Source organism: Armatimonadota bacterium (assembly GCA_013314775.1).
GTDB lineage: Bacteria > Armatimonadota > Zipacnadia > Zipacnadales > JABUFB01 > JABUFB01.
Window position 1 is genome coordinate 71,010 of sequence record JABUFB010000002.1, and the last position, 26,888, is coordinate 97,897.

Consider the following 26,888-nt stretch of genomic DNA (forward strand, 5'->3'; position numbering starts at 1 on the left):
CGGCATCCGTTCAGAAGACTGACGGGGATTGCTTGTGCTTCGCGATGCGCCCGCAATCGAGATCACCGGCCTGCGCAAGCGGTACGGGCGAATCCAGGCACTGGATGGCCTGGACCTCACCGTGCAACCGGGCGAGATCTTCGGCTTTCTCGGCCCCAACGGCGCGGGGAAGAGCACCACGATCCGTATTCTGCTGGGGCTGATACGGCCCTCAAGTGGCACTGCACGGATGTGGGGCCTGCCTGCGGGAAGTGTCGTTTCGCGCAGCGGCGGCAGAGTGGGCGCTCTTGTGGAAGAGCCGGCGTTTCACGAGTACCTGTCGGGCCGACGCAATCTCGAGCTTCTGGCATCCCTCTCCGGGCCGCTGGACCGGCGTCGTGTGGATGAAGTGATCGACCTTGTGGGCCTCACCGGACGCGAGCGGGACCCGGTGCGCGCCTACTCCCACGGTATGAAGCAGCGGCTGGGCATCGCGCAGGCGCTGATTCCCCGGCCGAAGCTCCTGATTCTCGACGAACCCGCCTCCGGCCTGGACCCACGGGGTCTTGTGGAAGTGCGCGACTTGCTCCAGCGCATCAACCGCGAGGAGGGTATCACGGTCTTCCTCTCAAGCCACCTGTTGCATGAGGTGGAGCTGATCTGCACCGACGCGGCCATGGTGCGCAAGGGGAAGATCGTGCGGCGAGACAAGGTCGCGAACCTTCTATCCGGGGCTCAGGCGGTGCTGCACATCACTGTAGATGACGGCCAGAAGGCTCTGGAGATCGCTGGGCGGATGGATTTCGTGCAGTCCGCGGAGCTGCGCGACGGGCTGCTGCGCCTGAGTTGCCCTGCCGATGCCGCGGCGGATATCAACGCTGCGCTGGTTTCCGCAGGGCTGCGGGTATCGTCACTGAGTCACGAACGGATGTCCCTGGAGGACCTTTACCTGCAGATCATGGGGTAGGCGAGGCGTTTTTCGGCCAGGACTCGAGGAGTTCACCATGCGCCTTTGGGCTATTGTCGCCGGGGAACTGGAGCGGATGTACCGGCAGAAGGGCACCTATGCCGGGTATGCCTTGCTGGCGTTCCTGGTGGCCATGTTCATGTGGGGCATCTGGGCCGAGGGACCGTCCAGCGGCGATGTAAACCGCAGGTTCGGCGCGGAAATGGCCGTCGGGGGGAACCTTGTGAGCGGCGGCCTGGTGCCCTACCTCTTGCTGGAAATCCCCGTGGCCATCAACGTCTTCATCCCCCTGCTCATCAGCATGATCGCCGGCGGCTTGGTAGCGGGCGAAGCGCAGCGCGGGACCCTGAGAACCGTTCTGATCCGGCCCGTGCACCGTTGGGCGGTTGTATTGGGCAAGCTGGTAGCCGCATTCGTGCATGCGGGCTCACTGGTGCTGTTCCTGGGGCTGACTTCGCTGATCGCTGGCTACATACTTTTCGGCGGCGGCGATATCATCACTGTGGAGCGCGGCCTGCGCATCTTTGAAGAGCGCAACGGGCTCCTGCGTCTGGCGGTGGGTTACGGCCTTACCATGGTCACATTGTTCTCGGTGGCAGCCATTGCCCTGCTTTGCTCCACAATCTTCGAACGCTCCCTTACTGCAGCCGGCGTGACCGTGGGGTTTCTCATCGTGAGCGGCGCGCTTATGGCGATCCCATACTTCGAATGGCTTCAACCGTACCTGCTGACAAGCCACTTCCACTCTTTCCGCCACGTCTTTGTGCGTCCGGTGGATTGGCCCGCGATCTGGAAAGACCTGGCCTATGTGGGCGCCTATACCGGGGTGGCCATCGCTGTGACGCTGGCCGTCTTCTGCCGAAAGGATATGACCTGCTGATGTCTATTCGCAGCCGGATGACCCTGATCGCCTGCGCTCTTTTTGTCGCGCAGACCCTCGCCCTGGCGGACCTCGCGCCCATGGATGTAGTCCGCAAGGCGATGAAGGCCCAGGACGGTGTGAAAGACTACACGGCCACGGTAACCGTGGATGCGAAGATCCCCGATGTGGATATGCCCGTGCGTTCCGCGAAGGTGTACGTGAAACGCCCCGACAAGGTCTTCGTGGACTCTCGCGGCCTGATCCTCATCCCACGTCGCGCATTGCTGTTCGGGGACCTCGCGAAAGAGATCGACAAGGAGACCACGGCTTCTTTCGTCGGAAAGCGCACGGACGGCGGAGTGACCACATACTGCGTGAAGCTCGTACCGAAGAACAAGGACAACACTGAGGCCAGGAACGCCCGGGTGCTGGTCTGGGTGCGCTCGGACCGCTGGACCACCGACAAGGTGCACGTCTACTCCGGCGACAAGCTCATCCTCAGCGTGGATTTCAGCTACGCGAAGTCCGGCGGATTCTGGATGCCCACGAGGGTTGACTGCGTGGTGAAGGGCGATTTCGCCGGCGGGGGCAAACAGGCCCGGGTCACGGCAAGCTTCAAGGACTATCAGGTGAACACGGGCCTGACCGACGAGTTCATGGACAGGAAGATCGCTGAAGCCTCGCGCAGCCGCCAGGACTCCGGCAATCGCCACTTCGGACCTCCTCACAGGGACAGACGGCCCTGACCCGGCTCCGCAGCGCTACCTGCTTCTCAAACACGAAAGGATCATCGAACATCCATGCCAGCAACCATCGGCTACGGCATCATCGGCTGTGGCGGAATCGCCCGCGCCCATCTGAACGCCCTGGAGTTCGTGCCCGGGCTCAAGCTCCTGGCTACCTGCGATATCCAACCCGAGCGCGCGGAGGAATGTGCCCGCCAGTTCGGCGCAGAGCGGGCATATACCAGCGTCGAGGAGATGGCCGCTGATTCCGCGGTGCAGGCGGTGAGCATCTGCCTGCCGCATCACTTGCATCGGGCGCCCGCTGTGGCCTGCGCTCAAGCGGGTAAGCATGTCCTGTGCGAGAAACCCATGGAGACCACCCTCGCCGATGCCGATGAGATGATTGCGGCGGCAGATCAGGCGGGCACCGTGCTGATGATCGGTCAGGTTCTGCGGTTCCGCAATGCCAATCGCCTCGCGAAGCAGATGATCCGCGAGGGTGCCATCGGGCGGCCGGTGAACGTCCTGCGCCGCAGGCTCGGGCTAATGAAGGAGTACCCCAACGCGCCCTGGTCGGCAGATCCGGACCTCGCGGGGGGCTGGGTGCTGTACGGGTACGGTTCCCACGAAGTGGACGCCATCCTGTGGCTCATGGATTCCCCGGTGGAAACGGTTTTCGCCACCGGCAGGCGCACCAATCCGCACTGGAGGGACTACGACGATATCACGATCCAGATGAACCTGGCCAATGGCGCGATGGCGACCCAACAGCATTCCATCAACTGCGTCTTCAGCGCGTGGGATTGCATCGTGATCGGCGAGGAGAACGCGCTCAAGATCGAGACAAATGGGCTGGTCCTGGGTGACCAGATCATCGATGCGCCTTTGCAGGACGGCGGCGGGATGCGCGAGCAACTGGGAGAATTCGCGGCCGCGATCCTGGAAGGGCGCGAGCCCGAAGCTTCGGGGCGCGATGTCCGGCGGACCATGGTGGCGCTTGAGGCCGCCAAGCTGTCTATGCGTGACGGAACCGTGATAGACGCGTCGTTGCTGTGACGCCTGTCGCTCTCATCGCCTCGCGCCCCGCAGGCGATTGTTGCTTGAGCGCTTCTTGTGGTAGAATGCGTCGACTGCCGTAATGAGCCTTCACACGCCTCGAAGGGGGCCTGGCTAGACGGATGGACACCACAAAGACGTGGATGGAGACCGTCGGCAAGGTGGGGCTTATCCTGCTGGTTGCCTTGCTGGTCATCGTCTCGTACCTTATGTACCATGCGGGACGGTTCAAGGGGATAAGCGACATCAACGCCATGGACTACGGTCAGGTGGCCCGAAACCTCGCAAATGGGGACGGCTATACCACCAAGATCGTTCGTCCGTTGAGCCTTGCGCGAGTCCCTCGGATCGAGAAACACCCTGAGCTGACCCTGTCGCCCGTCCATCCGTGGATTGCCGCGCAGTTCATGAAGTTCATGCCTGATGATTCACGGGCGCTGGCTCTCTCTTGCGGCCTGGGGTTCCTCCTGACCGCCCCGGTGGTCTTCTTCCTGGGCTGGCAGTTCTTCGACATCCGAACCGGGTACCTTGCGACCGCCCTGTACGCCACCAATCTGCTGCTGCTGGGTTACTCCATTTCGGGACTGGAGACATCCTGGCTTTGCCTGTGGGTCTCCCTGCTGTTCCTGGTGCTCCATGCTTTGGCTCGCAAGCAGAGGTGGCGGCTAATCCTCGCCACCATTGCCGGAATCCTCATGGGCCTGATCTATCTTACCCAGGTCCTGTGGATCGTGGTTCTGCCGCTCATCGCCATCTACATACTGGTGTCCAGTGACCGTTCAGGCCGGTGGACCACGCTGCTCTTGTTCCTCGTGGTCTTCGCCGTGGTCATCGCGCCCTGGTGCATCCGCAACGTGAACGTGGTCGGAGATCCGTTCTTCAATTTCCGCGCGGCCGAATCGATCATGGGCACTCGCACGAACCCCGGGAACACCCTCTATCGCCAGTTCACCGAGGAGTTCCCGTCGTGGCCATGGTACGTCCTGGACCGTCCGGTGGAGATTCTGGAGAAATTCCGGGACGGAATTGCTGGACTGTACAACGTCTTGCCCGGCATCGCGGGCTTGTATGTCACGCCGTTCTTCCTGGTGGCGGTGATTGTCACGCTGGGGCCCAGGGCCTTCGAACGCATGCGCTACCTGTGGTACGCGACCTTCATCCTGATGTTCATGACGCTGGCCCTGGTGAGCCCCGACGCGCGCCAGCTTGCTCCGCTGGCTCCCTTTGCCATCGTCATCGCCGCGGGATTCTTCCTGCGCCTGCTCAATGCGCGGATCGATGAACCGGTTGAAGAGCGCCGCATGCGCCTGCTGCGCATTGGCATGGGGGTGCTCTTCGTGATCAACGCCCTGCCGGTGGGCCTGGAGCTTTTCCGCTTCCGCGAGATCACTCCCGAACAGCGCGTGCTCATCGGCACTGCCCAGTCCGCGCGCGAAGTGACGGCGACCACCGAAGGGCCCATTCTAACCGATGCACCATGGGCCATCGCGTGGTTCGGGGATCGGACGGCAATCTGGCTGCCGAAGACCCGCGGCGATCTGCGCAACATGGAAGACAAGGTGGGTAAGATCAGGTGGATGCTCCTTACGCCGGCGGTGGCCAACCCGGCACTTGACGCGAGCGAGCGGATGCTCAAGGAGTGGGGGCCGGCGTACGCCGTGAACGTCACCGAAGACCGCGATTTCGAGGGGTACGTGACCAGTAAGCGGCTCTCCCAGGGACGTTGGGTCTTGCTGCGGGCCGATCCCAACGCCGAGCGTGACCTTCCGCCTGAAGTAATGGAACGCATGCAACCGAGGGAAGACGCCGAGGGCGGCGGTGCCCCGACCGGCCGAACCGAATAGCATCGCGGGCTGCTCCTGCACTGCGTGGGACGGTCGGCTCAGGGCATCGTCGACAAGGATAGATGCGGATGGCGAACGAAAACGGCCCGGGGAGTCCGGGCCAGAGCGAACTGGAATGCAGGTGGTGCAACGCACCCGTGGGCGCGGATGGGCGCTGTCCGGCATGCGGGCGTATGCAGACCCGCATCTGCTACTGTGGACAGGAACTTCTGCCCGGTGAAGACGCGTGCCCCAACTGCGGAGCGGAATGGCAGGGGATCGTCAAAGTCCGGCGTCGGAAACGTCACCGGCGCGTCAGCCCCCTGGACGCCTTGGGTTACGGCGCGGTGGGTCTGCTGGTTGCCCTGGGGGTGGCGGCGCTCTTGAACGGGGTAATCGGCGGGCTGGCTCTGCAGAACGAGACGGTGGAGAGCACTGAGCTCCCGCAGGACCTGGGCGAGCGCCTGGGGCTGGCCCTGGACACAATTGGCAAGACGCTGCAACGAATGTCGGAATCCTTCTCCGAACGCATCGGGGGCTCCATGGTCCTGGTTCTCCTGGGGCTGGTGGGAGCCGTGGTAGGCGTGTTGATCTATCTCCATCGCGAGGGCGCTTTCTCTCCACGGCGCCGATCCGACCCCCGGCTGGTTGAGGTCAAAAGGCGGAGGCGAGTCTGAGCAGCATGTCCGAAGAGGCCCGGATCGAGCCGATCCAGAAGAGCCCTGAACGCGTGCCTTCGGCGTACCTGTATTTCGTGGTGGTCGCCCTGCTGCTCTGTTTCGGCCAGTACATCCTGTGGATGCTGGACCGTTGGTGGAATGACGAATACTACGGCCACGGTCTGATCATCCCGATCATCAGTGGCTTCCTGCTCTATCGCAAGAGAGACGAGTTCCTGGCTCAGCCGTCTGTCGGGCACCACATCGGCTTGCCGTTGATCGCCGTCGGCATCGCCATGCACCTGGTCGCCACCTGGTGGGACGTCAATTTCGGGTCGGGCTTCGCGCTGATCGTGACCATGTTCGGCGTCTGCATCTGGCTCTATGGGTGGCCCGCCACGCGTGTTGCCGCCTTTCCCCTGGCCTATCTCGCCTTTGGTGTGCCCATCGCCCGTCTGCTCGTGGACCAGTTCGCCCAGCCCCTGCAGATCTTCAGCGCCCAGTTCGGGGCGGCCCTGTCAACCGCCATCGGCATTCCCACCGTGCGTGAAGGCACGGTGATCCACATTCCGGAATACACTTTCGAAGTGGCCATTGTCTGCAGTGGCCTGAAGTCCGCTATCGCCATGACCGCTCTGGGGGCGCTTTACGCCTACCTGGTGGCTGCGCCCATGTGGAAGCGCGTCGCCATCGTTGTACTCTCCGTGCCCGTTGCTCTGTTCGCCAATGGTTCGCGGATCGCTCTCACTCTTATACTCGGGCGCATCTTCGGCTCGAAGGCCGCGGAGGGCTTCTTCCACGAGGCATCCGGCCTTTTCGTGTTCCTGATGGCCCTCATCGGGTTGTTCATCGTGGGGACGGTGCTCAAGTGCAGCAAGATACGAGACGATATCTGATCGCCGGCATCGTGCTTCTGGTCGGAGCCGGGCTGACCCAGGGCGCCACGGTGCTGCGGAAGACCGAGGCGGCCTATACGCCGGATTTCTCCAAAGTGCCGAAGGTTGTGGGCAAGTACCGGGCAGTGGAGCGCGAGGTGGACCAGGGAATCTTCGAATACCTGGCCGCTGATGCCATGGAACAGCGCATCTACGAGGCGCCCGACGACACGATCAGCTACACCGCCATCTACGGCACGGACTGGCGATCCATCCACGCACCTACCGGGTGCTATCCGGCACAAGGCTGGAAGATGAAGGAGAACGAGGTGCTGCGGATTGAGGCGCCCGAAGACTGCCCCCACCCGGGCGATCTGGAAGCGCGCGCAGTATATGCAGTGAAAGGGGATGCGCGCGAGGTGTCTCTCTTTGTCTATGCCCGGCCAGGTGCGACCACCGCGGACTGGACTTCCCACGGTTGGCACGTAGCCACAGGCCCTCGCGGCGCAGGCGGGATGATCATCATTCTCCGCTCGTACCCACGTACAGACGACCTGGCGACCTCTGTCAAGCCGCTCATCGAGATACTCCGCGCCGTCTATCCCGCTTCCGTGGCCATGTGGTATAAGGGCAAGAACGCCGTGAAGGTCGATACCCCGAAAGCCGGGGAGTGATTGGCATCGCACGCCTCTTTCCTATCGGCACTGGACCGTGTACTCTCCCGCGGGTGCGGCCTGCCGATCCACTTTGGTACTTGTTCGCCAAGCGGCTTCTGGACATACTGGGCGCAACCGCGGCGATCGTCATCGCCACGCCGATCATGGTCGTGGCCGCCATCGCAGTCAAACTTGAGACCCCCGGCCCCGTCTTCTTCAAGCAGTACCGTCTGGGGCGGAACGGCAAGCCGTTCCTGCTCTATAAGATCCGCTCGATGACCGCCTCCGCACCGGACATCCGCGACAGCCTCGAGAACGACAACGAAGCGAGTGGCCCCGTGTTCAAGATCAAAGCCGACCCACGCATCACTCGCGTAGGCCGGATCCTGAGGAAGTACAGTATCGACGAAATGCCCCAGCTATTCCACGTCCTTTTCGGGCAGATGAGCCTCGTGGGCCCGCGCCCCCCAATCCCCTCGGAGGTGGAGCGGTACGAACCCTGGCAGACAGAGCGACTGGCCGTCAAGCCGGGCCTGACTTGCATCTGGCAGGTGAGCGGACGCAGCGATATCGGCTTCGATGAGTGGGTCCGCCTGGACATCGAGTACGTTCGCAACCGCAATCTATGGCTGGACATCAAGCTGCTACTGCTCACCATCCCCGCAGTCCTGACGGCGCGCGGGGCCTACTAAACCGCCTCAAGTCGTCTCTGCGCTGAGATCCATCTGGCAGACCACGTAGCCCGTATCGGTGATTCCGCAGCGCGTGTAGAGGCTTCGCGCTCCCTCATTGTCGGCCATCACATCCAGTGACAGGACGCAATACGCGCGTCTGCGCGCTTCAGCAATCAGGAATGCGAGGAGCGCCGTGGCCACCCCCGTCCTGCGGGCTTGCGGTGTCACGAAGACGTCCTCGATGGTGCCCTTGGGCTGCCCGCGCCACGTGCTGAAGGCGCGGTGGATAGAGGCCATCCCCACCACCTTCCCATCCCGCACCGCCACGCAGAAACGCACCTGTTCGGGAAACCTCAGGGCGAAGTCGAAGGACTCGTTCAGGGCGTCGTCAGATGGCTCAACGCCGTGTTGCCGCGCGAGTTCGCGCAGCATTTCCGTCACAGGCTCCCGGTCCCAGCGGGTAATCCAGCGAACCATCAAGTCGGCCACTTCGGATCGACCTGCCCTTCTTCAGGTAGACTTGCTCTCTGGTCGCGCGGGGCTGGCCGGCTCCCGCGGTTCCAGCCTGCGGCAGAGAACCCAGGACGCGTCTGGACCCAGCGGGAAGGTTTTCATCTGGCTGTATGTCATCCCGTGGACCTCAAAGCGCTCCAGACTGCCCCCCGCGTCGGCCGCGATGCGCTCCATGATGTCCTGGTCTTCGAGGAGATAATCCGGGGCATATTGCGCCCAAAGCGGCGCCAGTGCCGGATCGTGGGGGTCATCGAACTGCTTGCCTTTGTCGTGGATGAGTCTGGCGACGGGACGGTGGTTCAGACCAAAGCAGTAGTCAAAGACCCTCCGCTCGGTCAGATACCCCACAGCTCCGATCCTGCGCGTGCCGATCGTGACCTCCGCCGGCAGGTTCTCGCGCATCCAAAGGCAAGGCTCGCGAAGCGGCCGGCTGTTGAGAACGTACCCCGGGTAGCTTTCCATGCCGTTGGGAGAAAGATGCAGTGCGAGCGTCAGGCCATTGCTCACAAGCAGAAGCACCGCCAGGGCTTCCAGGGTTTCTTTCAACCGCGCAATGGCGCCGGCATATGCCAGAACGCCCCGGGCAGCTTCCACCAGGCCGACCCAGAAAACCACGAAACCCAGGGGGGCATAGGGTGCGAAGTAGCGCGCACTGCAGGTCCAGTCCACCACGGCGTAGGTTGAGAACAGCCAGCCGACCAGGACGACGCTCCCCATCATCAGGCCTGCGGCACCAAAACGTTTCGTGAGAGCACGCACGCCCAGTATGAGCACGGGAATGGCAAGCACCCCGGCAAAGGGTGCGCCCAGGTTCGCGTTCATGCCCGTCAATGTCCGCGAGACCATGATGATGAGGTTACCCGTGGTCGTGGGCTTTGCCAGGAACGTGTTGGGCACCCAGTCGCCGTAGTACGCGTACCGGGCTGCGGTCGCGGAGGCGATCAGCATCGCCCAGGCGACCAGCCCGCCCAGCATACCCCGGCGATGATCGGATGGCGCCCACTTCATCGCAAGTGCCCACCACACCGGGTAGAGCAGAACGCACTCCGGGCGCACCAGAAAAGCAAGACCGCTGACGATCCCCGCAGCCGTGATCCGCCCCGTCGAGACCAGCCAGACCAGCAGACACAGCATGGCCGCAAGCAGGCCCGATTCCATGCCGCACACGGCGTAATAGACGGCTTCGAAATGGGTTGCGGTGAATAGCGCAATGGGCAACGCCAGAAGCGGGCCCACTGGTTCGCTTCCGAAGAACCGCGCCCCGAAACCGAAGCACCACAACGTGGCGATGAGCAGCGAAAGCAGACCGGCGATCTTCGCCACTATCGGGAGCTCGCCGATAGGAGAGAGGGCAGCCAGCACCAGAAGCCAGCCAACATTGGTGACGCCCTCCACGCGCTCCGCCGGGTCGAACTGGAGGCCGTGTCCTGCAATCAGGTTCCGGACATGCTCGTAGCCGATGTATGCGTCATCGACGGTGCAGTCGCGCGTCGCCCAGGCGATCGCCAGGATGATCAGAAGCGGCGCAGCGAGCAGCGCAGCGCGCCGTGCAAGGGTGTCGTGGTGCTTCTTATCCATAGCGCCTCGCTGAAGGACGTTGGGATGCAGCGGGACCCCGAGCACAGACCCGTCGCCTGCCCGGGTGAGCTTGCGTCACCTGGCCGAGGTCAATCAAGGGTCCTGGCCACTGCCTCCTTCACTCTCGACGCGGGGATCTCCGCCAAACAGCGCCGATGCTCGCAGTCCGGCATGTAGCTCAGGTAATAGCAAGGGCGGCAGTCGCAGTCCTCATGGACGATCACCACATCCCGGGGGCCCCGGGGACCCCACTTCTTGTCGTTCGTGGGACCGAAAATCGCCACTACGGGAGTGCCTACGGCAGTGGCGAGATGCAGGGGGCCAGTGTCATTGGTCACCAGCACGCTGGATCGCTGCAGAATAGCGGCAGTCTCGGGAACAGATGTCTCGCCCGCGAGATTTGCGACATCGACGGATGCCAGTCCCGCAACCTCGTTGCAAAGGTCCACCTCGAAACTGGCGCCGATGAGCACGGTGGGCAGGCGGTACTTCTGGTGCACGAAATCCACGACTTCTGCGAATCGGTGGGTAGACCACTGCTTGCTTGGCCAGTTCTTGCTGCTGCCGGGGCACATGGTCACGAACTGAGCGCCGGGGGCTATTCCGTGAGCGGACAGGATCTGGTCCGCCGCCTGACGTGCCGCAATCGGGATGGGGAACTCCAGGGTTAGGTCATCCGAGTCCACGCCGATCGCCCGGAGCAGGTCCATGAAGCATTCGGCCTCCCAACGGTCACGCTCCCGCGGCGCGCTGTGGGTGAACAGACCCGCGCGATCGAAACCTTCCGTATCGAAACCCACGCGGACGGGGGCACCGGACATGCATGCGAGCACCGGGGTTGCCCTGAAATACAGGTCCAGGTCGACAGCAATGTCTGGGCGTTCCCTGCGAACCTTCGCCAGGGAGCGTCGCACCGTTCCGAGGTTGGCGATCAGCTCTCCAACTCCTGCCAGGCCGGTAACCGGGATGCAGACGATGTCATCGACATAGTTCAGGTTCTCGAAGGCCGCACAACTACGGGGGGTGCAGACGACAGTCAGGTGGGCCTGCGGCCAGCGTCGCTTCAGGGCGCGCAGGGCAGGAACAGCCAAGACCGCGTCCCCCAGGCAGCAAAGCTTGATGGCCAGGATTCGCTGAACCTGGTGGTCCGGCGGCAGCACGGGCTCGCGGCGCGAGGCCCGCCTGCAGACTGCACCGTATGTACGCAGGAGGCCGAACGCAACGCGACCGAGGATACTGTCTCCAGTCTTGAGGGCCGGATTGCTTCGCATGGATCGCAAGCCCCAGTCTGTTCTAGCCTCGACGGCCGCGGAGCCGGATCGGGCCTGCGGCCGTGCGACGGCGGAATTGGGTGTCGTGAGATACTATTCGCAGTCGCGCCAATCTTTCCTCCCTGGGCACGGGGCTGTGGATGCGCCTGTGTGAAGCGATGTTTGCGGTGACCGAAGCGGGGGTATAGTGGCTGCATCGCACCTTGAGAATAACTTGAGCTGATATAGCATTGAACCAGAAAAAAAACTGAAAAAAATCTTTCTCGGGCCTTGACTCTTGAGCCTGTCTTGAGTATTATGAACCTAAGCTGAGGGAGAGAACCTTCCCAGAAGGCAGCAAACTCGGATCAGTCGCGCGACCGCTGAAGGATGACACAAGGTCCTTGCGGACCCATCCGAAGGCGGGACTGAAACCGAGACAAACCACCCCCAGGAGGGACCCCAAATGTTCGAGATGGCCAAGAAGCTCTGGAAGGACGAAGAAGGACTCACCACCGTTGAGTACGCCCTGCTGCTGGCCCTGCTCGTCGTGGCCGCGATCACGATCTGGACCACCTTCGGTGGCACCGTCCGCAGCTCGATCTCGCAGAGTGACGCCGCGCTGCAGGATGCTGCAACCAGCTAGTGATGCAAGATGCCCGGGGCAACGGGCAGAAGCTGCGAGCGCAGAATGCGACTGACGCAGCAACGGACGCGCAAGAAATTGGATGATAGGCAGGGCGACGGCTTGAGCCGCGAGCAGGTCGTCGCCCTTCTGCAAGTGGGAGACGCTGGTCCGGCGGCCTGATTTCGTGTACAATCGCGCGGACGAGCAAGCGGCGGGGCAACGCCGAGCACTCCCGGGGGCAGGGGCAACGCGCAGTCGGGATTGGGGGAACTTAGAGCACTCGTCAGTTTGGCTCAGGCAATTAAGGAGTGCACTCCCATGCACGGGGTATTGCTGAGACTGTGGGCGGACGAGGACGGCAACACCTCTGTTGAGTACGCGATGATGCTCGTGGTGATCGTGGTGGGCTGTCTCGGGGCCTGGACGACGCTACGGGACAGGATGATCCAGGCATTACAGCAAGTCAATGATTCATTAGCGTCACCGTAGAAGCCTCCCTGGGCGCCGCGGTGGCGTTTTTGCGTCTCTATTCGGGGCATCTTCGCAGCACAGGGGCTAGAGTACAGTGATTGATTGGGCGACACTCAGCACGACGGCAGTCATGGTGGCGGTGGTCTGCATCGCCGTCATCACTGACGTTCGGTCGGGCAAAATCTACAACGCGGTAACCCTCCCAGGCGCGATCATTGGCGTTATCCTCAATGGCGTTTTCCGTGGTCTGGATGGTATAAGCGCGAGCCTCCTGGGGCTGGCGGCGGGCTTTGGAGTTTTCCTTTTCAGTTCTCTTTTCGGGCGCATTCTCGGTGGCGGAGATATAAAGCTGCTCATGGCAGTGGGCGCACTGCAGGGCCCCGAGTTCCTCCTGTGGACCCTGATCTACACGGCAATTGCCGGCGGGATCATGGCAATTGCGATCACGTTGTGGCGGAAGGACTTCATGGCGAGCATGCGGCGGCTCTGGTTGGGCCTGACCATGCGCCTGTTCGCTCGGGTTCCTATCGATGTAGGCGACAGCACCCCTGTCACGGCACGCCTTCCGTATGCCATACCCATCGCCACTGGCAGCCTCGCCGCCTTCTGCGCATTGCATCTCCCGCCCATGTGACGGCCCGAACGCGGGCGTTGCACAAGCAAGTCCCACCCGTCCGCCGGCCCCCTCGCGACCGCGCACCTTGACAATGCACTGGGGCGCCGACTGCGTTGACCGGCGCTCAGATCGCGCGGCTGACAAGACTTCATGGCCTCAAGTCTTGTCAAAGAGGTGGTCAAGTGTGCTATACTCGGACTAAGTAGGCATCAGAGCAGCGAACAGGCGTCACCGCACTAATAGAAGCACTTCTCTACGCAGCCATAGAAGGTGACAACCTCATGCCAATGCGTCTGACGCGACGCGCGGCGGTCGGCATCGCTATCATCTGCGGAGCCCTAGCCGCATTTCTGGCCGTGGTGTACCTCCAGGGCCAGAAGAAGCCGGCCACTCCCGAGCCCCCGAAGACTACTGAGGTCGTGGTGCCTCGCGTGGACATCCCCGCGCGAACGGTAATTACCGAGGACATGCTTTCGGTGATTACGGTGAAGGTCGAGGATGCTCCGCGACTGCCCGTCAAGACACCCCAGTCCATCGTCGGCTACGTCGCCGTGGAGGATCTGACGGCGCAGCGCCCCATTTCGCATAGCCAGGTGATGGCGCGTGGGAGCGCATTTGGCCTGTCGGGCATGGTTCCAGGCGGCATGCGCGCGGTGACAGTGGAAGTTGACCCGGTCACGGGTGTTGCCGGTCTGCTCAAGGCCGGGGACCATGTAGACGTCATCGCGACCTTCGAAGTGGGCGATCAGTTCATCGCCCGCACGATCCTCCAGGATATCGAGCTTCTCGCACTTGGGGCCCAGACTGTCGCGAGCACAGCGCAGCAGGAGAAGCGTCTCGCTGCAGGCCAGGCAACAAGTGGCGGTGCTCCCGCGGCCGAAGAGGAAAAAGCTGCGGAACCGGCTGAGGAAGAGGAAAGCGGAGGCGGCCGGACGCGCGCTCAGGCCTACCCCAATGCCACTCTAGCGGTGACCCCTGAGGACGCTCAGAAACTGATCCTGGCTGACCTTCGCGGCGATCTGCGCCTTGTCCTGCGCCCTGTCGGGGAGTATGACTTCGTTCCAGTGCCCGTGCACGACATGACCTCAGTGGCCGGGCCCGAGTACGCCGCCATTCTCAAGGCCCAGAACCCCCCCGAGGAGAAGAAGGAAGAGGAAGCCAAGCCTGCACCGGCTCCCGTGCAGCAGCCCATGATGGCGCCGCCGGTACCCCAGCCCGTTACCGCACCGGCCACGAAACCGGAGAAAAAGAAGCCCGAGGTGGAGATCATCCGGGGCGACACCACAACCCGGGTTATCCCATAGCCAGCACCGTCCCGTGCATTGAACTGATTGCAGCCAACGACACAACACTCATCGCCACAACCCGCAACGCATGTGCCCGGGGAGGAAGCAAACATGAAGCGACGGCGCCGGCAGGATCCGGTCCCGAGTCCTCGCAATTACCGCGGGGTGTCTCTGACCGTCTCCGCCATTTTCTGCCTGCTTGTATTGGCCGCCCCTTTCGCTCACGCGGTCAACGTCCTGCAGATAAAACAGGACGACAGCAAAGTCATGACCTTCGACCGGATGAAACGGGTGTGGGTGACCAACCCTGAAATCATCGATGTCGTGGTCAGCAGCTACAACGAACTGCTCCTGTACAGTAAGGCCGTGGGGCGAACCAAGCTCTACGTGTGGGATGCCAAAGGCAGGCACGAGTACTCGGTTGAGGTCACCCGGCTTCCCTCCCCCGAACAGGTGTTGCGTGAACTGTCCAGTCTGCTTGGGCGGTCTTTCACTTACACCATCGTGGACGACAGCACCATTCTCATCGAGGGCGAAGTGGCCACCGAGGCGGAGAAGACCCGGGTCAGCCGCATCGTGGCCACCAAGAGCGAGGGCCTGAAGGTGCTGGAACTCGTGACTGTCCGCGAGGTCAAGGTCACACCCGCCGAAGAGCACCGACGCGCCTTCGAGAAGCTCTTTCCCCAGCAGTTCCGATATTCGACCATCGACGATAAGACGCTTGTGATCGAGGGCGAAGTGGGTACAGCGGCGGAAAAACGCCGGGTGGAGAAGATCCTGGCCGCCGCGAGCGCCATCACCGTGGTCGATCTGGTCAAGTCCCTCGAAGGTCTGGATACCCCCGAAGCACAGCGCATCGAGAGTATCAAGAAGGCAATCGGTCCTGATTACGAATACCTTGAACTGGAGGGTTCAATCCTCGTAGTCAGCGGACAGGCGCCGAACGAGGGCGAACGTGAGCGCATCGACAAGATCATCAGTGCTGCAAAAGGCGACATCACGGTCGTGAACGTGGTCACGCTCGAATCCGACACCCGCTCGCCGGCTCAACTGTACGCGGAGCGTCTGAAGCCGCTGTTCAGCGCCGCTTACACCTTTACCCCCCTGGGGGAGAAAGGTCTCGTTGCAGAGGGCGTAGCGGCGACCCCACTGGAAGCGAAGCGGGTATCTGAGGTGCTCAAGCTTCTTGAGGGCGAGGTGGAAGTGGTCAACCTCATCGCCACCAGCCCCCAGGACCCGGCCGAGAAGGCCGTGGCGGTCTTGCGCAGCGGACTGGGTGAAGCCTACCAGGTCCGCAGCCTCGGCGAGAACATCGTGCTCGTGGAGGGCATCGCCGCCGGTGAGGCAGAAGCCCGACGGGTGGACGCTCTCGTCGCCGCAGTGCCGAAAACGGTGACGGTGGTCAATGCGGTCGCGCGTTCCGGCTTGACCTCCAGCACCGGTCTGGCCCGCAAGTATGAACAGGCCTTGCGGCCCATATTGGGCGAAGGACTCACCTACACCACCCTGGATGACGGCACTCTTCTCGTGGAGGGCACTGTGGCCACCGCGAAGGAGCGCGAACGCATTGGGCGCATTCTCGCCTCACTCGACGGAACCGTGAAGGTGCTGGATCTTGTTACGCTCCCGGCCGATGCGAACGCCGCGTCGAAGAGTCCGGCTGAGCGCGCTGTGGCCATGCTCAAGGACGCCCTGGGTAACGCTTACACCGTGCGTACCGTAGCCGAAGACGTAGTGTTGGTCGAGGGAACCGCGCCCGGGCAGGCGGAACTGGACCGTGTCAATCTGGTAATCAACGCCAGTCCCCAGGGCGCTCGCGTGGTCAACCTGGTGACGACCGACGGCGGCGGCAGCGTCGCAGCACGGTATGAAATTGCCCTGAAGGAAGTGCTCGGGGAGCAGCTGACATACCGCGCCATCGATGACAAGACCCTCCTGATCGAGGGCTACGTGAAGAACGCCGGCGAGAAAGAGCGAGCATCGAAAATCATCGCCTCCCTGACCGGCGAGCTGACGATCCTGGACCTGATCGGCATTCAACCCGGTCCGGATGCCATGGCGCAGTCGGAAGCGTCCCGAAAAGCCGACTTGATTTCACAGCTTCTCGGCGAGCGCTACTCGGCCCGGGCCGTGGACGAAAAGACGATCGTCGTTTCCGGCACGGCGCCCGGCCAGTCCGAGCAAGAGCGTCTGGGAAACGTCCTGCAGCAAGTCGCGGGCGACTTCACTCTGGTGAACCTGATCCTCGCACAGGACGAGGCAGACAAACGCAGTCCCGCGGATCGTCTGATCGCGGCGCTGAAGCAGGCCGTCCCCGAAAACCTGAAGTTGCTTGCGCTTGACGAGCAGACGGTTCTTATTGAGGGCATCGTGCCGACGACAATCGAGCGCGAACAGGTGGAGAAGATCGCCACCGCCATGTCCAAGTCGGGTGGCGCAAGTATCGTAACTCTCGTGTTGTCCGAGATGCAGGCCAAGACCCCTGCGGCCCGGCGCATTGAACACCTCAAGCGCATCCTTGGGGACAAGTACAATTACATCGTCTGGGATGAGGACACGGTTCTCGTAGAGGGTACAATTGACGACGCAGCTGAGCTTGAGAAAGTGCGCAAGATTCTGGAAGCCGCCGACAAGGATTTCAAGGTCGGCGACGTCGTCACATACGGCCAGGGCGGCGCGGCGGGGATGGCCGAGGAGACCACCAGGCAACTGGCCCAGACCATCGCGCAAGCCGTCGGTGAGCCATACAACGTCTGGATGCTCAAGCCCGGGAAGATTGTGGTTGAGGGCGTGGCTCCCGACGAGGCGGCCATGAGCCGGCTGAACACGCTCCTGGAAGCCTGGGCTGAGGAAGTCAGCGTCATCAACCTTGCCACCGTAGCGCCGACTCCAAGCGTTCCGCTGGTTGCCCGTGCCGAGTCTCTGCGGGCTCTCCTGGGCGATCTGTACCAGGTGCGTTCGCTCCAGGGCAAAGCCATCGTGGTCGAAGCTACGGTTCCGACCGCCGAGGAGGCCTCACGGGCGAGAGCGATCATGGCGGCGATGGGAACCGATGTGCCGCTGGTCGACCTGGTCACGGTGGCGAACCCGGCGAAGCGCCAAGTACTCGCCCACGTCAAAGTGCTGGACATCAACCGAGGCGTCCTCAAGCAAGTCGGTATCAACTGGGGGCAACTCACCGGTGAGACCGGCGAGTTCACCTTCGCTGACCAGCCCTTCCTGGTCAAAGTACAAGAAGGTGTGGACTTCATCAATACTCTGGGCGTGAACGTCAGCGCCCTCAAGCAGGGAGACGTGGCGCGGATTCTTGCCGAGCCCAACCTGGTCGTGAACGAGGGCGAAAGCGCGAATATGGTTGTTGGTGGCGAGGTGCCTATCCCCGTGCCGCAACTGGGTACCGGGGCCACCTCCATCACGGTTCAGTACAAGGAATACGGCGTGGTCCTGCGCCTGAAGCCGGAGATCATGCCCGACGGGAAGTCCCTACGCCTGGAAGTCGAACCAGAGGTCAGTTCCATCGACCCCGCGACGCAGGTAAGCATCGGCGGGATCTCAATCCCGGCTTTCCGCACACGGAAGGCGAAGACAGTGGTGAACATGCCGGACGGCGCCACGCTGGTCATCGGCGGCCTTCTGCAGCATGACCAGACCCGCGTGATGCGGGAAATCCCGGTGTTGAGCAAGCTCCCGATCATCGGCGAGCTGTTCAAGAGCAAAGAGTGGCGTCAGGGATTCAGCGAGCTCGTTATCCTGGTGACACCCGAGATCCTGCACACTGTCAAGCCCGAACAGGCAGAGCCTGCAAGCAACTGACACTTTGATGTGCAGGGCAGATGTGGCCGACGGGGCATCTGTGAGGGAGCGAAGGAGCGCGGGAAATTGATACGCATAGTGATCACTGAAGCGAGTCTCGGTCTGGTCGACAGCCTCCGGCGATACCTGGCATCCAGCACCGAGTACGAGATCGTGGGGTATGCGAGGGATGGCCTGGAAGCCGCGCAGCTTGCGGTTCAGCTGACCCCCGACGTGCTGGTCGTTCACGAAGCGCTCCCTGAATTGTCCGGTTTCCGCGTGGCCGAGTTGGTCAGCGCTGCGGCTCCCCAGGTAGCAGTGCTTCTGCTGCTGCAGGACGAATCCCCCGAGCGCCTGCGCCGTGCAATGGCTGCCGGTGCACGGGGTGTGGCCCCCGAGAATGCTTCGCCTGAGCGTCTGACGGACGCCATCGCTCAGGCCGCGACGCTCAAGGAGATCCGCCAGGAGCCCGAGTTCCCACTGGTGACCGACCCGCAGCGGATGCCGATCAGCATCGCGGTTACGTCGACCCGCGGCGGCGCAGGGAAAACCACGGTTGCCGTGAATCTTGCGGTCGCCTTTGCCAACCGTTTTCCCGATCAGGTGGTCCTCGTTGACTGTCACAGTCAGTTCAGCGATGCTGCGGTGGCGCTCAACCTATCGCCCCATGACAGCATCGTCGACCTGGCGTCTTTCGAGGAACTTGATCCTGAACTGGTCAAGACCCACCTCACAATCCACGGTCCGTCCCGTCTGCGACTCCTCGCGGCCCCAGACCTGCCCCTGGATGAAGACGCTGACCTGGGACGGCTGAACGTGCAATTCATGGCATCGCTGATCGGCCACCTGCGCAGGTCTTTCCGGTTCGTTTTCTTCGACCTGCCGCCGCTGGTGTGGCCGACGAGCGAGTACATCCTGTCTCGCTGCCAGGAGATCATTATCGTCACGACCCTTTTCGATCTGGCGGCTATCCGGAATGCACGCTCCCTGGTCGCGTTGGCGAGGGGCGCCGTGGGGGACAAGGAACGCGTGAAACTTGTTCTGAACCGCTTCCCGTTCCGGGGCGACTTCAGCTTACAGGACCTCGAGGAGACGGCCGGGCAGAAGGTCTACCACCAGCTGCCAGATGATCCGGATGTCGCAAGGGGCGCTTTCAACAAAGGCATTCCCTTGATCACCGATGCGCCCGGCTCGGGGCTGGGCCGGGCCCTGGTTGGGCTCGCAGACAAGTTGCAGACGCAGTTCTCGGGAGCGGAGCGCAGACGATAGATCGTCTTGCTCCACGCTGCCGGGCAGCGTTAAAGGCAGGACGCAGCACACACTGAAGACCATTCCAGCAATCGCGCCCGGTTGCGTCGCCGCTGGCCAGGGAATCTCCGAGAGAGAGCCTGCAGTTGCGCCTGCCGGGCGTCGCCGAATCCGGAACCACGTCGACGGCATGCAAGAGCCGCTATCTTGAGAGGCTCGGACTAGAACAATCAACGCGCGAACCTCGCGCCAGAAGGGGAGTTCGCAAAGTGTTGCCACAACCCAGGCCACAGGCCAGACCTGCCAGAGCGGAAGCGGTGTCCACGCCCGTGTCGCAGATGGCCGAAGTGCGAACGAAGGTTCATCAGAAGCTGCTGCGAGAGACGGAGTTCTCAGTGCTGCAGCGGATGACGGAAGCCCAGCTGCTGGAGCGCATCCAGTACCTGACCGATGTGGTTGCCGATGAACTCGGCATCTCCCTTTCGGCCAAGGCAAGGGACCAGCTCCAACAGGATGTGCGCAACGAGGTCATCGGTTTCGGACCGATCCAGGGCTTCCTCGACGATCCGACAGTCAGTGAAATCATGATCAACGGCCCAAACTCGATCTACGTGGAACGAGACGGGCGGATCACGCGTACCGATGCGGTTTTCGTGGACAACGGCCACGTCATGCGGATCATCGAGAAAATCATCGCGCCCCTCGGACGGCGCTTGGACGAGGCCAGCCCGATGGTAGACGCCCGCCTGCCCGATGGCTCTCGCGTCAATGCCATCATCCCGCCGTTGTCCATCATTGGCCCCGTGGTCACTATCCGCAAGTTCAGCGCCGATCCACTGTCGCCGGACGACCTGGTGGCCTTCGGAACCCTCTCCGAGAAGATGCGGATTTTCATTGAGGCCTGTGTGAAGGCGCGCCTCAATATTCTGGTCAGTGGCGGTACCGGCAGTGGGAAGACAACCACTTTGAACGCTCTTTCGTCCTTCATCCCGGAAGACGAGCGCATTATCACGTGCGAAGATGCGGCGGAACTGCAGTTACAGCAGCCCCATGTTATTACGCTGGAAAGCCGCCCGCCAAACATCGAAGGCAAGGGCGAGATCACGATCCGGCAACTCGTGAAGAACTGCCTGCGCATGCGCCCTGACCGAATTATCGTTGGGGAGTGCCGGGGTGGCGAAGCGCTGGACATGCTGCAGGCCATGAATACCGGCCACGACGGCTCACTCACCACACTCCACGCCAACTCACCGCGCGACACCCTCGCGCGTCTTGAGACCCTTGTGCTTATGGCCGGCACCGAACTACCGGTCAAGGCGATCCGCGAGCAAATCACATCTGCCATCGACCTGGTGGTTCAGCAGACCCGTCTGCGCGACGGGAGCCGCAAGATCTCGCATATCACCGAAGTGCAGCGCATGGAAGGCGAGAGCATCGTTATCGAGGACATCTTCCGCCTGGAACGCCAGGGAGTAGGACGAGACGGACGGATCCTGGCGTACCACAGGCCAACTGGCGTCCGCCCGTTGTTCATGGAGCAACTCGCCGCGGAAGGTCAGGACCTCCCCGCGGACATCTTCCTGCCCGACTCCTGAGACAGGGTTCGGCGCCAACTGGCCGTACAGAAGCGGCCGAAGGGGTTGACGCGTAATGCTGCCGCCTGCCGTATTCATAGGGATCATCGTGCTTCTCAGCGCCGGCACCGTGGGTGCTCTGATCTGGCTGCTCGCCGGTTCCTCGAGCAGTGGCCGTGAACGCCTGGCTGCTCTGACGCCCGCAGAGGCAGCCAGCGAGGACAGTGGGGCCGTCGCCGGTCCGCGCGGTGATGCTGTTCCCGCCCTCACCCGCGCGCTGCAGGAGACCGACTGGTGGCAGGACATGCAACTCCAGCTGATCCGTGGCGGCTGGATGCTGCGTCCTTCGGAGTTCGTCGCGATCTGCGCTGGTATCGGCCTCGTGGCCACCGGGATTTTCGCCCTGGTGCTTCACAATGTCATGCAGGGCCTTGTGCTGGGCGCTGTCGTGGCAATGGTTCCGTATGCGGTCCTGAAGAATAATCAGCAGAAGCGCCTCGCGACCCTCACATCCCAGGTCCCGGATGCGCTGGACATGCTCGCGGGATCCATGCGCGCCGGTTGCGCGCTCTTGCGCGCGATGCAGGTTGTGCGCTCACAGATGCACCCCCCTATCGCCGAGGAGTTTGGGCGCGTTGTCGACGAAGTCAGCTACGGCGTCAACGTCACGGACGCGCTTGGGAACATGGTGGTCCGCACGGGCAGTTACGACCTGGAACTGATCGTGGCGGCTATCCAGACCCAGCTTACCGTGGGCGGTAACCTCGCAGAGATTTTCGATAACATCGCCGAGATGATCCGTGAGCGCGTCAAACTCATGGGCGAACTCCAGACGGCTACCGCGGAAGGACGGATGTCGGCGCTCATCCTGCTGGCAATGCCTTTCGTTCTCGCCTTTGCCATCGCCGCCATCAGCCCCGGTTACCTGGACCCACTGTTCAAGGAGAAGCTCGGGCTGATCCTGCTGGGTGTGGGCGTCTTTCTGATGGTGGTCGGCTCGCTGATCATCCGCAAGTTGATTGACATTGACATCTGACACGGCCGCGCAGCACTCCGACCGCGGGCCGACCTGGAGTGGGTCTGAATGCTCATACTCTACGCGATCGCCGCGCTGATCTTTGTGGGTGTGGCAATTCCCATTGTCGGCATCTACCTGGAAAGCCGCAGTGTGCGGGTGCAGGAGCGTATCAAGCGGCTCAAGCGCCCGCGAATTACCCCTGGCTCACCGATCGAGCAGGAACTCCAGCGATCCCTCTGGGAACGGGCCATCGCACCGATGCTCAACGGCATCGGGGAGACCGTACTGCGCGGGACCCCCGGCGGCGCGGTGGAGCAGACCCGCAGGAAGCTGGAGATGGCCGGCAACCCCGCTTCCCTTGATGTGGCGACATTTATGGTCCTCAAGGCGATCTCACTCGGGGTCGGCATCCTGTCTGCAGTCGCTGTAGTCACGCTGTGGAAGTTCGACAACCCCATGCTCGTCTACACCGCGGGCGCATTCCTCATCTTTGGTGGCATGGTGCTTCCCGATTCCATGCTTGATTCCGCCATCAAGCAGCGCCAGTACCAGATTACGAAAAGCCTGCCGGACCTCATTGACCTGCTCGTTGTGAGCGCTGAAGCGGGAACCGGTCTGGACGGCGCGCTGGCCGAAGTCGTCCGACGCAAGGAAGGACCGCTGCCTGACGAGTTCGGTCGCGTCCTCACCGAGATCCGCCTGGGAAAGCGCCGTCAGGAAGCCTGGCAGGACATGGCGAACCGTTGCGGCGTGGACGACGTGCATAACCTCGTGGCCGCCCTGCACCAGGCGGAGGAACTGGGGGTCAGCATCGCCAACACGCTCCGCGCTCAGTCAGACTCACTGCGAACGCGGCGGAGCATGCGCATCAAGGCAGCCGCTGCCACGCTCTCCACGAAGATGCTGTTTCCAATGATCTTCTGTATTTTCCCGGCGCTGTTCATCGTGGTTCTTGGCCCGGGCCTGATGTCGATCACAAAGGGCTTCAAGGGCATGGGGTGGTAGTCGCAAACCAGGCCGATCCTGGAGACAGGTGGTCTATCGGTCTATCGACTTCAGTCCTTTAGGATATATTGACGAAATACCATGTAATAGCTTATTATGTCCTCAAGATACACTCCAGAGCCGTCGCTTTCTAAGAGACGTCTGACCTGGCACGGCAAGGGTATAGGGACGCCGGACCTGGCGGGAATGCGGTTGATGGCCTTCCTGCTCGACTACGGCCTCTCCCCAGCTTTGGTCTCAGCCTGGCCACTATGCGAATTCTCGTGACGGACGTCGATTCACGATCGGCGAATGTCGCCGCGGATGCGCTGCGCGTTCACAACCCCGAGTGGGAGGTCGCGGCGTACACCGTGAGCGGCGGTGCGGTTCCACGTGTTGAGGATTGGGATCTGGTCATCTGGGACGTGGCTGCAGCCGAGGATCCGCTGAGCGGCGAGCAGTGTCGCACCATTCTCTGGGCAGACGAAGATCAGCGCGATCGACTTCTCGCCGCGCTGCAGTCCAGTGATCTTCCTCACCTGTTGCGCTCGGGGCGTTGGACAGAAACTCTCATCGAGGTAGTTCGCCGGGCTGTGCCCACCTGTGAGCACGCCGTTACATCGGCATCGCAGCAGGTAGGAGGGAAACTGGCCGACTGCCTGTGCAAGGCGAAGGACCTTCCCACCGCACTGACGCACGCGGTCTCGGCCGCCAGCCGGAAAGGCGGCTACGATATAGGTCTTATCGCGATCCTTGACACCGAAACGGGAGAGCTCGAACACTACGTCTGCGGCCTGTCGGCCGATGCCGGACAGGAAATCGCGGAAGCGGTCCTCGCTCAACTCACCGTGGACGCATGCGAGGCCTGCACCCCGTCGGTCCTCATCGAGCGCACCGGCGATATTGGCGGCACTGCCGAACGCACCCAATTGCGTCAAGCGTACGAGAAACGGGGCATCGTCGGTCATTGTCGCGTCGTGCTCACCATTGGGGAGACCGTTGTCGGGGCCCTTGTTCTTGCCACCACCCGGCCGTGGGATTGCACCACGGAGGAGGCATTGCGGCTCACCGAACTGGGTCTCGAGACCGCGCTTGTGGTCTCGCGGCTGGTGTATGGGCGTCTGGACGCGCGCAACCAACATGCACGCGCAAGGCTGCTGGATGCATCTGTTTCTCTGGGTGCCGGTAATGATCTCGGCGCTGTGCTCAAGGTCATCGCCCGCAGCGGGCAGGACGTGGCCAATGGTGTGGACTGCGCGATTCGCGTGCTCGCGGAGGACAGGCGACGGTTCACCGCCGTCCACTGCGCCGAGCCCCGAGATCCGGCATGCACGGACGACCCGCTGGAGGCCTCGGACCTCGAATGGCTGGCGGTCAATGCCGGGGAGACGGCGGTGAAGCCGGGAGTCGGCGGGACCGGGCCATCTGTGGCGATCCCGATCAAGCTCGATCGTCAGCCTGTAGGCACGCTGTACCTAACACGGCGCTCGGGAACCGGTTTCCGGGCCCACGAGATCAGCGCTCTGAGCTTCCTGGCGGCCCAGGCAGCGGTGGCCATCCACAATGCCAGCTTGTACGAGATCGCCAATCGGCGAAGCCGTCACATGGAAGTGGTGGCTGCCCAGGCGTGGCAGGAGGAGGCGCGTGCCCGCGCTCTGTTCGAAGTGGCCACCGCGGTAACCGAGAAGATGGACCTGCCGGATATCCTGGCGACGGTGACCAGCAGCGCCTGCACCGAAGTCGGCTTTGAGCGCGCCAGGATCTACCTCACCGACCATGAAAAACAGGTGCTGGTGGGGCAGATGGAGGCGCGCGCCAACGCAGATCCCACGCCCCTGCTGGACCAGGCGATCCCGCTGCACCAGGAGTCCGATCATCCGTTGGCGCAAGCTGCGATGGGTTCGGCGCCGTACGTCATCGAAGGCATCACCCATCCCGAACCGGACGATGGGCGGGCGGAGGAGCGGCTGCTGATCCCGCTGGTCGGGCAGGGAATACTGGTGGGGCTCCTGGTGGCCGATAATCCCGGCAGCGGGAACCCGGTCTCTCCCCAGCGAACCCGGCTCCTACACTCTCTGGCGGGACTCGCAAGCGTGGCCATCGAGCGCGCTCGCGTGGACAAACTCCGGGGCACCCTCATTTCCTCGGTGTCCCACGAACTGCGCGCACCGCTGGCGTCGATCCGCGCCTACAATGAGTTGGTCATGGGCGGCGACGTGGGCGAGGTGAACGACGAACAGAAGCTGTTTCTCGGGCGCGTGGAGCGGGCATGTGACCGTCTGGAGCGACTGATCCAGGACCTGATGAACCTGTCGAAGCTCCGCACCGGCGACGTGTCCATCAAGAAAGCGCCGGCGGACCTGGCCAATGTGATCCGCGGTGTGCTTGATACCATGCACCCCAAGGCGGCCAATGCCGGCGTGACGCTGAACTTCCATGAAGAGGCCAAGCTGCCCATGACGATGACCGACCAGGGGCGGCTCGAGCAGGTCCTGACCAATCTGGTTGACAATGCGATCAAGTTCAACGAGGCCGGCGGCACGGTTGACGTGACGCTGGCTCAGGACGGGATGAGTGCGGTCATCAGTGTAGCGGACGACGGGCCCGGGATCCCCCGCGCAGCCCAGAGCATCATCTTCGAGGAGTTCCAACACGGCACCGACGAACGTTCCCGCGCCAAGGAGGGCGCCGGCCTCGGTCTGGCCATCGCTCGCCGGGTCGTGGGAGTCATGGGAGGAAAGCTGTGGCTGGAGAGCGAAATGGGCAAGGGGAGTACTTTCTACGTCTCTCTGCGCCTGGAGCCCGTCGACGGAATCCAGGCGGATAGCACCGATTCATGACTGGCTGCCGGAGTCTGCGGCACACAGGGTGAAGCCAATGAACAGCCGTAAGATCCTCATCATCGACGACGACGAGCTTCTGGTCGGCGCGATCCAGAAGAAGTTTGAAACCGCCGGGTTCGATGTGAGTGTGGCCACGACGGGAACCGTGGGACGGCAGCTCATCGAGCGCGACAAGCCCGATCTCATCGTGCTCGACCTCGCCCTGCCCGACGATGACGGGACCGACATCTGCCGCGACACCCGGGCCTCAAGCGGCATCCCGATCATCATGCTCACCGGGCGCGCGGAAGAGACCGACAGGATCGTGGGTCTCGAACTGGGGGCCGACGACTATGTGACGAAGCCCTTCAGTCTCAGCGAGCTCGTGGCCCGCGCGCGTGCGGTTCTGCGGCGGACCGAGCCCAAGCGCCAGGTGCAGCAGGCTGAAGAGCCCACGCTGCTCGAGGGCAACGGCGTGCGCGTGAACCTTCGCGGACATGAGGTCCTCGTGGATGACGAGCCGGTCTCGCTCACACCTACCGAGTACAAGCTCCTCGTCGCCCTCATGAAGCACAAGGGCGAGGTGCTCAGCGCCGAGAAGCTCCTCGAAGCTGTCTGGGGTTACGACGAGTACGACACCCACCTGGTGGAAGTTCACATCGCCAATTTGCGGAGCAAGATCGAGCCCGATCCGAAGAACCCCGAGCGCATCCACACTCTCCGCGCATTCGGCTACCGCTTCGGGTAAAGGCAGATCGCGAGACACGCGAACGGGCCGCCCCGTCATGGAGCGGCCCGCTTGTTGTTGTCCGGGATATGGCAGGCGCGGGCG

Annotated in this window: 23 protein-coding genes; 20 read left to right on the top strand and 3 right to left on the bottom strand. The window is 62.7% G+C overall.

From position 1 onward, the window contains the following. The first annotated feature begins 28 nt into the window (after positions 1–28). From HPY44_01685 to HPY44_01725, 9 genes are all read left to right on the top strand, one after another. Entirely contained in the window at positions 29–946 is a 918-nt protein-coding gene (locus HPY44_01685) for an ABC transporter ATP-binding protein (GenBank protein NSW54699.1), read from the top strand. A gap of 37 nt (positions 947–983) precedes the next feature. Then, entirely contained in the window at positions 984–1,826 is an 843-nt protein-coding gene (locus tag HPY44_01690; protein NSW54700.1) for an ABC transporter permease subunit, read from the top strand. Then, positions 1,826–2,554, top strand: coding sequence for an outer membrane lipoprotein-sorting protein (locus HPY44_01695; protein NSW54701.1), 729 nt, complete (start codon positions 1,826–1,828; stop codon positions 2,552–2,554). The genes HPY44_01690 and HPY44_01695 overlap by 1 nt, the downstream gene beginning before the upstream one ends. A 54-nt stretch (positions 2,555–2,608) precedes the next feature. After that, positions 2,609–3,589, top strand: coding sequence for a Gfo/Idh/MocA family oxidoreductase (locus HPY44_01700; GenBank protein ID NSW54702.1), 981 nt, complete (start codon positions 2,609–2,611; stop codon positions 3,587–3,589). A gap of 122 nt (positions 3,590–3,711) precedes the next feature. Beyond that, the gene (locus HPY44_01705) at positions 3,712–5,433 is read left to right on the top strand and encodes a glycosyltransferase family 39 protein (protein ID NSW54703.1); all 1,722 of its coding nucleotides are present in this window, start codon (positions 3,712–3,714) and stop codon (positions 5,431–5,433) included. Positions 5,434–5,501: 68 nt separating this feature from the next. Continuing rightward, positions 5,502–6,089: a hypothetical protein gene (locus tag HPY44_01710; GenBank protein NSW54704.1), complete on the top strand. Its 588-nt coding sequence runs from the start codon at positions 5,502–5,504 to the stop codon at positions 6,087–6,089. Between the two features lie 5 nt (positions 6,090–6,094). Then, positions 6,095–6,967, top strand: coding sequence for an exosortase/archaeosortase family protein (locus HPY44_01715; GenBank protein NSW54705.1), 873 nt, complete (start codon positions 6,095–6,097; stop codon positions 6,965–6,967). Further along, the gene (locus HPY44_01720) at positions 6,940–7,620 is read left to right on the top strand and encodes an exosortase-associated EpsI family protein (protein NSW54706.1); all 681 of its coding nucleotides are present in this window, start codon (positions 6,940–6,942) and stop codon (positions 7,618–7,620) included. The genes HPY44_01715 and HPY44_01720 overlap by 28 nt, the downstream gene beginning before the upstream one ends. A 53-nt stretch (positions 7,621–7,673) precedes the next feature. Further along, on the top strand, positions 7,674–8,294 hold the full coding sequence (locus HPY44_01725) for a sugar transferase (protein ID NSW54707.1): 621 nt from the start codon (positions 7,674–7,676) through the stop codon (positions 8,292–8,294). Positions 8,295–8,300: 6 nt separating this feature from the next. On the opposite strand, the gene HPY44_01730 is transcribed toward HPY44_01725, so the two are convergent. The 3 genes from HPY44_01730 to HPY44_01740 form a co-directional block, all read right to left on the bottom strand. Next, positions 8,301–8,753, bottom strand: coding sequence for a GNAT family N-acetyltransferase (locus HPY44_01730; protein NSW54708.1), 453 nt, complete (start codon positions 8,751–8,753; stop codon positions 8,301–8,303). A 33-nt stretch (positions 8,754–8,786) separates the two neighbouring features. Continuing rightward, positions 8,787–10,367: a DUF2029 domain-containing protein gene (locus HPY44_01735; GenBank protein ID NSW54709.1), complete on the bottom strand. Its 1,581-nt coding sequence runs from the start codon at positions 10,365–10,367 to the stop codon at positions 8,787–8,789. A gap of 89 nt (positions 10,368–10,456) precedes the next feature. Continuing rightward, positions 10,457–11,638, bottom strand: a complete 1,182-nt coding sequence (locus HPY44_01740) for a glycosyltransferase family 9 protein (GenBank protein NSW54710.1) — start codon at positions 11,636–11,638, stop codon at positions 10,457–10,459. A gap of 445 nt (positions 11,639–12,083) precedes the next feature. On the opposite strand from HPY44_01740, the gene HPY44_01745 reads away from it, so the two are divergent. From HPY44_01745 to HPY44_01795, 11 genes are all read left to right on the top strand, one after another. Further along, complete coding sequence (locus HPY44_01745) at positions 12,084–12,263, top strand: Flp family type IVb pilin (GenBank protein NSW54711.1); 180 nt, start codon at positions 12,084–12,086, stop codon at positions 12,261–12,263. Between the two features lie 300 nt (positions 12,264–12,563). Then, entirely contained in the window at positions 12,564–12,734 is a 171-nt protein-coding gene (locus HPY44_01750; GenBank protein ID NSW54712.1) for a Flp family type IVb pilin, read from the top strand. 76 nt (positions 12,735–12,810) lie between these two features. Next, positions 12,811–13,350 (top strand): prepilin peptidase, encoded by a 540-nt coding sequence (locus HPY44_01755; protein NSW54713.1) that lies wholly within the window; start codon positions 12,811–12,813, stop codon positions 13,348–13,350. A 263-nt stretch (positions 13,351–13,613) separates the two neighbouring features. Then, the gene (cpaB, locus tag HPY44_01760) at positions 13,614–14,636 is read left to right on the top strand and encodes a Flp pilus assembly protein CpaB (GenBank protein NSW54714.1); all 1,023 of its coding nucleotides are present in this window, start codon (positions 13,614–13,616) and stop codon (positions 14,634–14,636) included. Positions 14,637–14,729: 93 nt separating this feature from the next. After that, complete coding sequence (locus HPY44_01765) at positions 14,730–18,431, top strand: pilus assembly protein N-terminal domain-containing protein (GenBank protein ID NSW54715.1); 3,702 nt, start codon at positions 14,730–14,732, stop codon at positions 18,429–18,431. A 66-nt stretch (positions 18,432–18,497) separates the two neighbouring features. Beyond that, a complete protein-coding gene (locus HPY44_01770) occupies positions 18,498–19,679 on the top strand; it encodes an AAA family ATPase (GenBank protein ID NSW54716.1) in 1,182 nt (393 codons plus the stop codon). Positions 19,680–19,996: 317 nt separating this feature from the next. After that, a complete protein-coding gene (locus HPY44_01775) occupies positions 19,997–21,253 on the top strand; it encodes a CpaF family protein (protein NSW54717.1) in 1,257 nt (418 codons plus the stop codon). A gap of 55 nt (positions 21,254–21,308) precedes the next feature. Continuing rightward, positions 21,309–22,268 (top strand): type II secretion system F family protein, encoded by a 960-nt coding sequence (locus HPY44_01780; GenBank protein NSW54718.1) that lies wholly within the window; start codon positions 21,309–21,311, stop codon positions 22,266–22,268. A 48-nt stretch (positions 22,269–22,316) separates the two neighbouring features. Next, the gene (locus tag HPY44_01785) at positions 22,317–23,255 is read left to right on the top strand and encodes a type II secretion system F family protein (protein ID NSW54719.1); all 939 of its coding nucleotides are present in this window, start codon (positions 22,317–22,319) and stop codon (positions 23,253–23,255) included. A 263-nt stretch (positions 23,256–23,518) separates the two neighbouring features. Further along, on the top strand, positions 23,519–26,074 hold the full coding sequence (locus HPY44_01790; GenBank protein NSW54720.1) for a GAF domain-containing protein: 2,556 nt from the start codon (positions 23,519–23,521) through the stop codon (positions 26,072–26,074). A gap of 37 nt (positions 26,075–26,111) precedes the next feature. Then, positions 26,112–26,804, top strand: coding sequence for a response regulator transcription factor (locus HPY44_01795; GenBank protein NSW54721.1), 693 nt, complete (start codon positions 26,112–26,114; stop codon positions 26,802–26,804). Positions 26,805–26,888 lie beyond the last annotated feature (84 nt).